Consider the following 12,145-nt stretch of genomic DNA (forward strand, 5'->3'; position numbering starts at 1 on the left):
TATCTGAATTTTACAACTTTCTAACTTTGTGACTTTACAACTTTAGCTTATATTTGCACCTCAATAAAAGACAATTACATTTATGTTTGATAATTTAAGCGATAAACTAGACAAGGCCTTTCATATACTTAAAGGGCACGGAAAAATAACCGAAGTAAACGTTGCCGAAACTCTAAAAGAAGTGCGTCGTGCTTTATTGGATGCCGACGTCAACTTTAAAATTGCAAAAGATTTTACTACTAAAGTAAAAGAAAAAGCGATTGGTCAAAATGTATTAACAACTTTGCAGCCAGGACAATTATTAGTTAAAATTGTCAAAGATGAACTGACTGAGTTGATGGGTGGCGATGTTGCCGGAATCAATCTTTCGGGGAATCCTACCGTTATTTTAATGTCAGGTTTGCAAGGTTCTGGTAAAACTACTTTCTCAGGTAAATTAGCCAATTATCTTAAAACTAAAAAGAATAAAAAACCACTTTTGGTTGCTTGTGATATTTATCGTCCAGCTGCTATAAAACAATTGCACGTTGTTGGAGAATCTATTGGTGTAGATGTATATTCTGAACCAGATAATACAAATCCTGTAATTATTGCTCAAAATGCCATTAGTTTTGCAAAACATCAAGGTTTAAATGTTGTAATTATTGATACAGCTGGACGTTTAGCAGTCGATGAGGCAATGATGATCGAAATTTCAAATGTTCACAAAGCTATTCAACCTCAAGAAACATTATTTGTTGTCGATTCAATGACGGGACAAGATGCTGTAAATACAGCAAAAGCTTTCAATGATAGATTAAATTTTGATGGTGTAATCTTAACTAAATTAGATGGTGATACTCGTGGTGGAGCTGCCCTTTCTATTAAATCAGTTGTAAACAAACCAATCAAGTTTGTTGGAACAGGTGAAAAAATGGATGCCATCGATGTTTTCTATCCTGTTCGTATGGCAGAACGTATCCTTGGGATGGGTGATGTTGTGTCTTTGGTAGAAAGAGCTCAAGAACAATTTGACGAAGAAGAAGCTAGAAAAATCCAAAAGAAAATTGCCAAAAATGAGTTTGGTTTTGACGATTTTCTTTCCCAAATTCAACAAGTGAAGAAAATGGGTAATATGAAAGATTTGGTTGGAATGATTCCTGGAGCTACAAAAGCGATGAAAGATGTCGAAATTGAAGACGATGCTTTTAAATCTATTGAAGCTATCATTTATTCAATGACTCCAAAAGAAAGATCAAAACCTGCCATAATTGACGTGAAAAGAAAAACCAGAATTGCCAAAGGTTCTGGAACTAAAATCGAGCAAGTCAATCAGCTGATGAAACAGTTTGAGCAAATGAGCAAAATGATGAAAATGATGCAAGGTCCTGGTGGAAAAAATATGATGAAAATGATGGGCAATATGAAAGGCGGAATGCCGCAACGTTAACGATTAAACAATAAAAAATGCAACTACTAGACGGAAAAAAAACATCGGAAGATATTAAAAACGAAATTGCTGCCGAAGTGCAACAAATGAAAGTTGCTGGACAAAAAGTGCCTCATTTAGCAGCTGTCATTGTTGGTACAAACGGTGCAAGTTTGACTTATGTAGGAAGTAAAGTAAGATCATGCCAACAAATTGGATTCGAATCTACTTTGGTGTCATTGCCAGAAACTATTTCGGAAGCTGAATTACTTACGAAAATTAAGGAACTTAACGAAGATGATGATTTAGATGGTTATATTGTTCAATTGCCATTACCTAAACATATTGACGAGCAAAAAATATTAATGGCTATTGATCCTGATAAAGATGTGGATGGTTTTCATCCTACTAATTTTGGAAAAATGGCTTTAGAAATGGAAACATTTTTACCTGCAACTCCATATGGAATTATGGAATTGTTAGAACGTTATAAAGTAGAAACAGCTGGTAAACATACTGTAGTTATTGGGCGTAGCCACATTGTGGGTCGTCCTATGAGTATTTTAATGAGTCGCAAAGGATATCCAGGGGATTCAACTGTAACTTTGACTCACAGTAGAACTAAAAATATTGAAGAGTTTACTAAAAACGCTGATATTATTATCACAGCACTTGGAGTTCCAAATTATTTGAAAGCTGATATGGTTAAAGATGGTGTTGTTGTAATCGACGTTGGTATCACTAGAGTAGAAGATGCATCGCAACCAAAAGGATATGTAATTACAGGTGATGTGGATTTTGATGAAGTGAGCAAAAAATCCTCATTCATCACTCCAGTTCCAGGAGGTGTTGGTCCAATGACCATTGCGATGTTGTTGAAAAACACACTTTTAGCAAGAAAAATAAGAAGTAGAAAATAATATTTTCAAAATATATAAAAGGTAAAAACCCAAGGCGATAGTCTTGGGTTTTTGATTTTTTATCTAATAATCACCTCTTTTTTTAAATCGAGGATCATCTCTTTTGATGAATTCGGTTCTTCGTTTTACAGGTTCTTGTTTTGGCAAACTGGCTTCTTCAGTTTTACTTGAAGGTTCAATTAGTTGGTTGAGTTCTTTAATTTCGGCATCTGTCAAGTCGCGAAATCTTCCTACTGGAATATCCAGCGAAATATTGATAATTCGGATGCGTTTCAAAGCGGTAACTTCATAACCTAGATATTCGCACATTCTACGAATTTGACGATTTAAACCTTGGGTAAGTATGATTTTAAAAGTGGTAGAACTGATTTTTTCTACTTTGCATTTTCGTGTAACAGTATCTAAAATGGGAACACCATTCCCCATTTTTTCAATAAAACGATCGGTAATCAATTTGTTTACGGTAACAGTATATTCTTTTTCGTGGTTGTTTCTGGCGCGAAGAATTTTGTTGACAATATCACCGTCGTTGGTCATAAAAATCAATCCTTCACTGGCTTTGTCTAACCGACCTATTGGAAAAATACGAGTGGGATAATTAATATAATCTACAATATTATTCCGAACTTCTAAGTTGGTGGTACATTCAATCCCTACAGGTTTGTTGAAGGCTAAATATATAGGTTTCTCTCTCTTCTCACGGATTAACTTTCCATCAATTCGAACTTCATCATCAGGGCCAACTTTGGTTCCCAGTTCAGGAACAACTCCGTTGATGGTGACACGACCTTCTTCAATGATTTTATCTGCTTCACGGCGAGAGCAAAAACCTGTTTCTCCGATAAATTTATTAAGGCGTTTTAGATTTTCTTCCATAGGACAAAAGTAATCAATTATTTTGTTTGTGAATTCTAATCGATTTATTCTGTTTCGAATAAAAACCGTGAAACTCTTTTGTACAAATCATCATCGTGAAGACTATGACCCAATCCTAAAGTTTCAATAAATTGCACATCCTTCCATAAACTAACAATTTTTTTTCCTTCTTCAAATAATACTGTGGTATCTTCAACATCGTGAATGACTAATCCTTTGGCTTTAATTTTAGAAGCAAATAGTTTTGCACTGAATTGGTCTAGACTCTGATTCAAAAGTGAAGTATAATGGTCTTCTAATGCTTTTTCAATTTTGGAATTTAGGCTTAATAACTGAATGAAATTAGAGAATAAAATTTTGAAATCACTTGGTGAACCTAGAATAACCATTTTTTCAACAGAAGGATTTTGGTATTTGTACTGATAGTACAAACTTGCATTTCCTCCCATTGAGTGTCCAATAATATAGCTTGGCTGGTATTTTTTTACGACAACATCAATAAATTCTGCGTATTTTAAAATTGTAAATTCCTTTCCACTCGACAATCCTTGAGCAGGTCCGTCAATAGCAATAATGGTACTTCCTGAATTTTTGAGGTAAGGCAACATTTTTTTCCATCTCGAGGAATTACTTTCCCAACCGTGAATTAATAAAATAATGGTTTCATTCCCTTTCCAAATGTAAGTTTGAATGGTATCCTCATTATTCTGGATTTTTTCTGAGTAAGTTTCTCTTAGTATTTTAGGAAGTTTGTCTTTTTTAAGTTTGCCTTTTCTAGGTTCACTAAATAAAGAATGAGCCATTTGGGTTGCTTTTTTTGGAAACACAAAACTGATAAGGTTCAAATAAATCCCTATTGACTTTGTTATCAAAAAATACTTGGCTTTTTTCATTTTAAAAAAAAGTCCCGATGTTTATCGGGACTTGAATTGTTTAGAATTTAGAAAAAAGTTTTTCCATTTTCTCTTTTTCTTCTTCAGCTAGAACGCTGTCGACTAATATTCTTCCAGAATGTTCATCGGTGATGATTTTTTTTCTTGCAGCAATCTCTACTTGTGTTTGTGGTGGAATGGTGAAAAATGATCCTGCAGAAGCTCCTCTTTCGATAGAAACTACTGCTAATCCGTTACGAACACTTGATCTAATTCTGTTGTAAGCTGCCAATAATCTATCTTCGATTAATTTTTGGTATTCTTCTGATTTCTCTGTTAAAAAATCTTCTTCTTTTGCAGTTTCAGCCATAATGGCGCTCAATTCAGATTTTTTATGCTTCAAGTGATTCGATTTAGTTTCTAATCTCTCTTTTGATTGCGCAATTATTTCTTTCTTGTGTTCGATAGAAGCTTTCATTTCTTTGATTTGCTTCTCTGCTAATTGAATTTCCAATTCTTGAAACTCAACTTCTTTTGTTAAAGAGTTGAATTCTCTATTGTTTCGAACAGTATCTTGTTGTTTGGTGTATCTTTTTATTGACTCTTTATGTTCGTCAATTGCATTTTTCTTTACCTTGATAAGGTCTTCGATAACATCAAGATCATTTTTCAATTTTTCTGAGCGCGTGGTTAATCCTGCAACTTCATCTTCTAAATCTTCCACTTCTAGAGGAAGTTCCCCTCTAACATTTCTAATTTCGTCAATTCTAGAGTCAATCAATTGTAAATCGTAAATTGCTCTTAATTTGTCTTCAACACTCAATTCTTTCGTAGATGCCATATTCTATAAGTACTTAACTGGATTTGTATTTTCTTCTGATAAAACGATTGCAAAATTAAGGATTTTTTTCCGAAGAAAATCAACAATATAATTTTTTGTATAACGTTCGCTTTCAAAATGACCAATATCGGCTAAAATAAGTTGATTTTCAGCTTCATAAAATTGATGATACTTCAAATCGGCTGTCAAAAACACATCTGCTCCGGCTTGAATTGCATTTTTTATAGCAAAACTTCCCGATCCGCCAAGAACTGCAACTTTTTTTATTGGTTTACCCAAAAATGCACTATGACGAATTCCGCCACATTGCATCTTTTCTTTAACCAAATTTAGAAAATCTTTTTCGTCCATTGGAACATCTAATTCGCCAATCATTCCCAATCCTATATTTTGATTTTTATTCTGTAAATCATAAATTTCATAAGCTACTTCTTCATAAACGTGATTTTTGAATAATGCTTTGAGGATTTTGTTTTCCAAATGTTTTTCGAAAGTGACTTCGATTTTGATTTCCTCATTTTCCATAAATTCAAATCGCTCACCAATCTCTGGATTGCTATGCTCGTTTCCCATATAAGTTCCAATTCCTTTCGAATTAAAACTGCAATTTTCATAGTTTCCAATGTTTCCTGCACCTGCATTAAACAGGGCGTTTCGTAACTTCCCAGCATTTTCTGGAATAGTGTAAGTGATTAATTTCCGAATGAGATTTTGCTTTGGAATCAGGATTTTCGTTTTGGTTAAACCCAAAGCATCACAAAATATTTTATTCACGCCGTCTTGATGATTATCCAATGCAGTGTGAACGGCATAGATGGCAATGTCATTTTTTATGGCTTTGATAATAGCTTTTTCAACATAGTTTTTGCCGGTGATTTTCTTCAACCCCGAAAATAATATGGGATGAAAACAAACCACTAAATTGCACTTTTTAGAAATCGCTTCATCAATAACGCTTTCCAATGCATCGTGGCAAACTATAACTCCTGTGGCTTCAGAGTCTTTATCGCCAATCAATAAACCTACATTATCAAAATCTTCGGCATAAGCGAGTGGCGCCATTTCTTCGAGTACAGAAATTATTTCTTTGATTTTCATTTTTTTGGTTTCAAGTTTAAGGTTTCAAGTGGAGCAACTTTAGACCATTGAAACAATATTTCATCCCAAAGATAGAATTTTATCCTTTTATAGTGTGACTTTACTTCGAAAAACACTATTCTAAAAGTGTTCATTATAGTATCAAATAAAAATAGCACAAATTTTGTATATTTGTAATTCAAAACCTAAAAGTTATGACTACTATAAAAATTAATGAACGTACCAAAACAGGAAAAGCTTTTATGGCTATGGTGGAAACTTTTTTTAAAAATGTGGAAGGTATTGAAATTGTTGAAACAGATTCTAAAAAAATAAAAAAAGAAGAAAATTTTTATAGTCCTGAATTTGTAGCGAAAATTAGAAAAGCAGAAGAAAATATAAAAAAGGGCGAAACTATAACACTCAATCCAGATGATATATGGGGAAGTTTAGGGTTGAAGTAACTAAGATTGCAAATCAAGATATTGAAAAACATAAAAAATCAGGAAATAAGATTTCAATTAAAAATATTGCTAAAATTTTAGTTGATCTTTCTGAAAATCCTTATGAAGGATTTGGAAATCCTGAGCCACTGAAGTATGATTATTCTGGATTTTGGTCAAGACGAATCAATCAGAAAGACAGATTAATTTATCGGGTAGAAGAAAATATTGTAACCGTTTATGTAATTTCCGCAATGGGACATTATTCTGATAAATAATGATAAATTTACTTCGAAAAATACTCTTTCCGTTTGCCGTTTTATATGGAATCATTACCAGCATTCGGAATTTTCTTTTTGATAAAGGAATTCTAAAATCCTATTCTTTTGATGTTCCCGTTATTGCCGTTGGAAATCTCAGCGTTGGTGGAACTGGAAAAACCCCTCAGATTGAATATTTAATTCGGGTGCTTTCGTCAAAACACAAAGTAGCTACTTTAAGTCGTGGTTATAAACGCCAATCTGAAGGTTTTGTTTTGGCCGATGCTACATCAAATGCGGCAATTCTTGGAGACGAACCTTTCCAGTTTTATTCTAAATTCCCTAACATTCTGGTGGCCGTTGATGCCGATAGAAAAAACGGTATCGAACAATTGCTTTCACAACAAGACAAACCAGAGGTTATTTTACTAGACGACGCTTTTCAACATCGCAAAGTAAAAGCAGGGTTTTATATTTTGCTAACTTCTTATGGTGATTTATACTCGGATGATTTTATGTTGCCAACAGGGAATTTACGCGAAAGTAGGAGTGGAGCAAAAAGAGCCAATTTGGTTGTTGTTACAAAATGTCCTGCAACTCTTTCGCTAGACGAGCAAAATAAAATTAAAACTAAATTGAAACTTGAACCGAATCAAGAATTATATTTTTCATACATCGATTATGACGAGTCTATTTATTCAGGAGATAAAACTTTGAAAGTGAGTGAAGTCAAGAATGTTAATAAATTACTTCTGGCAGGAATTGCAAAACCTGAACCTTTTTTCGCATATTTGGAAAATGAAGATGACTTTTTTATGACTTTTCCAGATCATCATAATTTTTCGGAAAAAGATATTATTTCAATAGAATATCAAGCAATTGATGATTTTATTATAACAACCGAAAAAGATTATGTACGATTGAGAGGTAAATTAGCTAATAAACAATTATTTTATTTACCGATAAAAAGCAGCTTCATTTTGGAAAGTGAAAATTTTGATAAAACCATTTTAAATTATGTGGGAACAAGTACAAGAAACCGTTAGTTTCATTAAAGAAAAGACCAATTTCACTCCAGAATATGGCGTGATTTTAGGTTCAGGATTGGGTAGTTTTACCGATGATATTCAAATCGAATTCACTTTGCCTTATGGTGAAATTCCAAATTTTCCAGTTTCGACAGTTCAAGGTCATAAAGGCGCTCTCGTTTTTGGAACTATTGGCGATAAAAAAGTGGTTGCGATGCAAGGTCGTTTTCATTACTATGAAGGCTATTCGATGCAGCAAGTTACATTTCCAGTTCGAGTAATGAAGTATTTGGGAGTCGAAAAATTAATTGTTTCGAATGCTTCTGGAGGTGTGAATTCTAACTATGAAGTAGGTTCGGTTGTTATTTTGAAAGATCACATTAATATGATGCCAGAACATCCTTTGCGTGGTAAAAATGACGAACGTTTTGGTCCTAGATTTTTAAATATGAGCGAACCTTATTCTTTAAAAATGATTGCCAAAGCCAAGGAATTAGCTCAAAATTTGAATATTATTGTTCAGGACGGAATTTATCTTGGTCTGCAAGGCCCAACGTTTGAAACGCTTGCCGAATACAAAATGGTGAAAATTATTGGCGCAGATTGTGTTGGTATGTCAACTGTTCCAGAGGTAATTGTGGCTCGTCACATAGATATGGAATGTTTTGGATTATCTGTAATTACGGATATGGGCAATGAGGAAAATATCGAAACTGTTTCGCACGATGAAGTTTTAGAAGCTGCAAAAAAAGCAGAACCTAAAGTGCGAAGTCTTATCAAGGAATTGATTTTGAATTATTAGAAATTACCTAAATATATTTGGCAATAGTCGAGTAAAATTCATCCGGGACAAACGGTTTTGTAAGTACATCATTCATTCCAAAAGAGAGAAGAACATCTCTATTTTCGTTTAAAGAAATGGCTGTAAGTGCAATAATGGGAGTTGTAGTGTCAAATTTTCTAATATGTTGTGTGGCAATTGTTCCATTTATTCCAGGTAGATGAACGTCCATTAAAATCATATCAAATTTATTGGTCTTCACAAATTCTATTGCTTCTTCACCATTGTCAATTATTTTACAGATAATTCCTTTGTTTTCCAACATTTTTTTGGAAACCATTTGATTAATTTTGTTGTCTTCAACAATTAATATTTTTTTATCTTTTAAAGCTGAGTCAACATTTGGTTTGCTTTTTTTCTTCTTTGGTGTTGGTTTTTCGCCAATTTTAAAAGGTAATTCAAATGAAAAAGAGGAGCCTTTTTCGACAATACTTTTGAGTTGTATTTCTCCACCAAGAATTTTGACTAATTTTTTTACAATGGTTAATCCCAAACCTGTACCCCCGTATTTTCGATTAATTCCTACTGAACCTTGTGAAAAACTATCAAAAATGGTAGCTAGTTTATCTTCTGGAATGCCTATTCCGCTATCTTTTACTTCAAAATAGATTGCAGTTTTTGAGTCTTCAGATAAAATACATTTTGTAATTACAGCTACCTTGCCGTTGTGTGTAAATTTTAATGCGTTATTAATTAAATTGATCATTATCTGTGACAATTTTGTAGGATCTCCAATCAAATTTTCAGGGATTTCAGGGTCAATTTCAAGCGTGAAATTATTGTTGTTTGTTGTGGCTAATTCCTTTAACGAATTTTGAATATTCTCTAACAATTGTTTTAGATTGAAATCAATGTTTTCAATTTCAACTTTTGTTGCATCTATTTTTTGAATCTCGAGAATGTCATTAATAAATGTAGTTAAGTAATTTCCGGAGAATTTTAAGGATTCCAAATAATCCATTTGAGATTTCTTTGGTTTATCTTCTAATAATAAATGGGCAATTCCATTGATGGCATTAAGAGGTGTTCGGAGTTCGTGGCTCACAGTTGATAGAAATTCAGATCTAGCGTTTGAAGCTTTTTCTGCTTTTTCCTTGGCGATAATTAATTCTCTATTTTTTTCTTCAAGCAATAAATTAGATTGAGTTCTAATGATGTTGTTTTTGTATAAAGACAAGCTTAATAAGGACAAAATCGATATTAAAGCGATTGCCAAAATACTGATGAGTTTTGAAAATTTACTCGCTTTTTCTTGTTGCTTTTTTTCTATGTTTAGTTGCGTAATTTCTTTTAATCGCTCGGAGTTCTTAAACGCTTCGTAATCATCAACACCTAGTTTTTCATTATCAGAAATCGAAATGCTTTCTTTTAAATTTGTATGTTGTTTCAAATAAGTATAGGCACTGTTTTTGTCTAGCATTTTTTCATAAACAGTACTTAGAGCTAACAAAATAGCTGATTTTTGTTCCAAGTTTTTATTTTTGGAATTTATATCTAAAGCTTTATTGAAATAAGTCAACGCTAAATTATTCCTGTTTTGATCCATTTCTATGGACCCAATCTGATAAAGTGCTTCTGCTTTTAAATCTAAAATAGAGGGGCTATCAGGTTTTGCAATTAGGGTACTAAAAAGGGTAGAAGCTAATTCATTATCGTCTTTCAATTTATAAATTATTCCTCTTTGAAGGTTTATATAATCGGCAGTATTAGTAATTTCAAGTGCGTCATACAATGATTGTGCCTCATCTAAACAAATTTCAGCATCAGCTAAACTTCTTTTTTTTATATGACAAATTCCAAGATAATAGTAGGCAGATGCATACGTTGGACTTGGGTTTAAGTTCTTAAATAAAAATACACTATTGTTAAAATATTTTAGAGCATAATCATATTTCTTTACGTCAAAATAAATTTTTCCTAATCTAAAAGTCTCATTTGCTTCAGATTCAATTTGATTGTTTTTTTTGGAAAAATTTATAGACTTCTGCGTATATTCTATTGCAACCTTGTATTTGTTTTCCTTGATACTAGAATTACTCAAATTACTATAATAGGAAATGCTGTCTATTTCCTGAAAAGAAGTTTTCTTTTGAGAATATAGAAACGAACTAACTAGGATGAAAAATAAAAAGAAGGACCTCATTAAATGTTAGTATTTTTTTAGAAGGGACATAAAGATAACAAAATATTTAACTATTGGTTAAAATAATTAAATCAATAATTCGAGACGAATAGCCTATTTCGTTATCATACCAGCCTACCACTTTTACCATTTTATCAATTACGGATGTGAGTTGTGCATCAAAAAGACAGGAATTTCTGTTTCCTATTACATCAACGGAAACAATAGGGTCTTCAGTATAATCTAGTATGCCTTTTAAATTATTTTGTGCTGCAAATTTGAATGCAGCATTAATTTCCTCAATTGTCACGGCGCGCTTTACGTTGAAAGTGATGTCGGTCAAGGAACCATCAGGAACGGGAACTCGAATACCGCAACCACCAATTTTCCCCTCAAATTCAGGGAAAATCTTTGTCAAAGCTTTAGCAGCACCAGTTGTTGTAGGAACAATAGATTGACTTGCACCACGAGCTCGACGTAAATCTTTGTGAGGTTGATCGTGTAAACTTTGATCCGTTGTAAAAGAGTGAATCGTTGTAATGTAAGCTTGTTCAATGCCGCAAAGTTCGTTGATGACTTTAATCATCGGAGCTGCATTATTTGTGGTACAACTTGCGTTCGAAATAATGGTTTCGTTTCCGTCAAGAATATTTTCATTCACGCCAAGAACTACTGTTTTTATTTCTTCAACTTCAGATGGAGCAGAAAGAATTACTTTTTTGGCTCCAGCCAAAATATGGGTGTTGATTTCCTCGAAAGTCTTGTATTTTCCGGTTGATTCCACAACAACATCAATGTTTATGGATTTCCAATCTAGGTTTGATATGCTTTTCTCGTGAAAAAACAGAAAGTGTTTCCCATCAACAATAATTCCTTTCTCGTCAGCCGAAACATCGAAAGGTAAAACTCCGTGAATGCTGTCGTATTTTACTAAATGCGCCATAGTTTTCGTATCGGCAATATCATTAATAGCAACGACTTCAATTGTAGGATAGTTCAAAAGGAGTCGAAATAAATTTCGTCCAATTCTTCCAAAACCATTGATGGCAATTCTTGTTTTCAATTTTTTTAGTTTAAAGTTTCAGGTTTTAGGTTTCAAGTTAAAACTTTGTGCGCTTTGCGAGAACTTTGTGTTCTTTGTGGTTAAAGGATGTGTTTTTGTGCTTTATAAGAAGAACGAACTAATGGGCCGCTTTCAACGTGGCGAAAGCCTAATTCCAATCCGAATTTTTCGTATTTTGCAAATTGTTCTGGAGTTATAAACTCTTTAACAGGTAAGTGTTTTTTGCTGGGTTGCAAATATTGACCAATGGTTACAATGTCAACATTAGCATCGTATAAATCTTGCATTGTTTGAAAAACTTCTTCCTCAGTTTCGCCAAGTCCAAGCATAATTCCAGATTTGGTTCTTTTGATTCCTTGTGCTTTCAAGTATTTTAAAACTTCTAGGCTTCTAT

General features: G+C 33.1%; 12 protein-coding genes and 1 pseudogene. 6 read left to right on the top strand and 7 right to left on the bottom strand.

Annotated elements, in window-relative coordinates; all coding sequences use genetic code 11:
• Positions 1–82: 82 nt before the first annotated feature.
• Both ffh and PHC28_RS04725 read left to right on the top strand, forming a co-directional pair.
• Positions 83–1,429, top strand: a complete 1,347-nt coding sequence (gene ffh / locus PHC28_RS04720) for a signal recognition particle protein (RefSeq protein ID WP_300096833.1) — start codon at positions 83–85, stop codon at positions 1,427–1,429.
• 17 nt (positions 1,430–1,446) lie between these two features.
• Positions 1,447–2,328 (top strand): bifunctional 5,10-methylenetetrahydrofolate dehydrogenase/5,10-methenyltetrahydrofolate cyclohydrolase, encoded by an 882-nt coding sequence (locus PHC28_RS04725; protein WP_300096834.1) that lies wholly within the window; start codon positions 1,447–1,449, stop codon positions 2,326–2,328.
• A 63-nt stretch (positions 2,329–2,391) separates the two neighbouring features.
• Here the strand turns inward: PHC28_RS04725 and rluF are convergent, their stop codons facing one another.
• Genes rluF through PHC28_RS04745 form a run of 4 tightly spaced genes read right to left on the bottom strand, consistent with a single transcriptional unit; the run spans position 2,392 to position 6,015 of the window.
• Complete coding sequence (gene rluF / locus PHC28_RS04730; RefSeq protein ID WP_300096835.1) at positions 2,392–3,204, bottom strand: 23S rRNA pseudouridine(2604) synthase RluF; 813 nt, start codon at positions 3,202–3,204, stop codon at positions 2,392–2,394.
• A gap of 44 nt (positions 3,205–3,248) precedes the next feature.
• The gene (locus PHC28_RS04735; protein ID WP_300096836.1) at positions 3,249–4,097 is read right to left on the bottom strand and encodes an alpha/beta hydrolase; all 849 of its coding nucleotides are present in this window, start codon (positions 4,095–4,097) and stop codon (positions 3,249–3,251) included.
• 40 nt (positions 4,098–4,137) lie between these two features.
• Positions 4,138–4,917 carry a C4-type zinc ribbon domain-containing protein gene (locus tag PHC28_RS04740; protein WP_300096837.1) on the bottom strand — a complete coding sequence of 260 codons (780 nt, stop codon included), beginning with the start codon at positions 4,915–4,917 and terminating at the stop codon, positions 4,138–4,140.
• Positions 4,918–4,920: 3 nt separating this feature from the next.
• Positions 4,921–6,015 carry a Nif3-like dinuclear metal center hexameric protein gene (locus PHC28_RS04745; protein ID WP_300096838.1) on the bottom strand — a complete coding sequence of 365 codons (1,095 nt, stop codon included), beginning with the start codon at positions 6,013–6,015 and terminating at the stop codon, positions 4,921–4,923.
• Positions 6,016–6,209: 194 nt separating this feature from the next.
• On the opposite strand from PHC28_RS04745, the gene PHC28_RS04750 reads away from it, so the two are divergent.
• Genes PHC28_RS04750 through PHC28_RS04765 form a run of 4 tightly spaced genes read left to right on the top strand, consistent with a single transcriptional unit; the run spans position 6,210 to position 8,527 of the window.
• The gene (locus PHC28_RS04750) at positions 6,210–6,458 is read left to right on the top strand and encodes a DUF2683 family protein (protein WP_300096839.1); all 249 of its coding nucleotides are present in this window, start codon (positions 6,210–6,212) and stop codon (positions 6,456–6,458) included.
• Positions 6,434–6,715 (top strand): Txe/YoeB family addiction module toxin, encoded by a 282-nt coding sequence (locus PHC28_RS04755; protein WP_300096840.1) that lies wholly within the window; start codon positions 6,434–6,436, stop codon positions 6,713–6,715. Before PHC28_RS04750 ends, PHC28_RS04755 begins: the two co-directional genes overlap by 25 nt.
• Before the next feature lie 2 nt (positions 6,716–6,717).
• Positions 6,718–7,743, top strand: coding sequence for a tetraacyldisaccharide 4'-kinase (gene lpxK, locus PHC28_RS04760; RefSeq protein ID WP_300096844.1), 1,026 nt, complete (start codon positions 6,718–6,720; stop codon positions 7,741–7,743).
• Positions 7,715–8,527: a purine-nucleoside phosphorylase gene (locus PHC28_RS04765; RefSeq protein ID WP_300096841.1), complete on the top strand. Its 813-nt coding sequence runs from the start codon at positions 7,715–7,717 to the stop codon at positions 8,525–8,527. The genes lpxK and PHC28_RS04765 overlap by 29 nt, the downstream gene beginning before the upstream one ends.
• Positions 8,528–8,534: 7 nt before the next feature.
• On the opposite strand, the gene PHC28_RS04770 is transcribed toward PHC28_RS04765, so the two are convergent.
• The 3 genes and pseudogenes from PHC28_RS04770 to PHC28_RS04780 all read right to left on the bottom strand — a co-directional run.
• A complete protein-coding gene (locus tag PHC28_RS04770) occupies positions 8,535–10,709 on the bottom strand; it encodes an ATP-binding protein (protein ID WP_300096842.1) in 2,175 nt (724 codons plus the stop codon).
• A gap of 46 nt (positions 10,710–10,755) precedes the next feature.
• The gene (gap, locus tag PHC28_RS04775; RefSeq protein ID WP_300096843.1) at positions 10,756–11,751 is read right to left on the bottom strand and encodes a type I glyceraldehyde-3-phosphate dehydrogenase; all 996 of its coding nucleotides are present in this window, start codon (positions 11,749–11,751) and stop codon (positions 10,756–10,758) included.
• 80 nt (positions 11,752–11,831) lie between these two features.
• Positions 11,832–12,145, bottom strand: a pseudogene (locus PHC28_RS04780) (lipoyl synthase); the annotation flags it as partial.

Origin of the sequence: Flavobacterium sp. (assembly GCF_028712645.1) — a bacterium.
GTDB lineage: Bacteria > Bacteroidota > Bacteroidia > Flavobacteriales > Flavobacteriaceae > Flavobacterium.

Coding starts and splice junctions, on each gene's coding strand:
- ffh (WP_300096833.1), top strand. CDS start 83: ATGTTTGATAATTTAAGCGATAAACTAGACAAGGCCTTTCATATACTT.
- PHC28_RS04725 (WP_300096834.1), top strand. CDS start 1,447: ATGCAACTACTAGACGGAAAAAAAACATCGGAAGATATTAAAAACGAA.
- rluF (WP_300096835.1), bottom strand. CDS start 3,204: ATGGAAGAAAATCTAAAACGCCTTAATAAATTTATCGGAGAAACAGGT.
- PHC28_RS04735 (WP_300096836.1), bottom strand. CDS start 4,097: ATGAAAAAAGCCAAGTATTTTTTGATAACAAAGTCAATAGGGATTTAT.
- PHC28_RS04740 (WP_300096837.1), bottom strand. CDS start 4,917: ATGGCATCTACGAAAGAATTGAGTGTTGAAGACAAATTAAGAGCAATT.
- PHC28_RS04745 (WP_300096838.1), bottom strand. CDS start 6,015: ATGAAAATCAAAGAAATAATTTCTGTACTCGAAGAAATGGCGCCACTC.
- PHC28_RS04750 (WP_300096839.1), top strand. CDS start 6,210: ATGACTACTATAAAAATTAATGAACGTACCAAAACAGGAAAAGCTTTT.
- PHC28_RS04755 (WP_300096840.1), top strand. CDS start 6,434: ATGGGGAAGTTTAGGGTTGAAGTAACTAAGATTGCAAATCAAGATATT.
- PHC28_RS04765 (WP_300096841.1), top strand. CDS start 7,715: ATGTGGGAACAAGTACAAGAAACCGTTAGTTTCATTAAAGAAAAGACC.
- PHC28_RS04770 (WP_300096842.1), bottom strand. CDS start 10,709: ATGAGGTCCTTCTTTTTATTTTTCATCCTAGTTAGTTCGTTTCTATAT.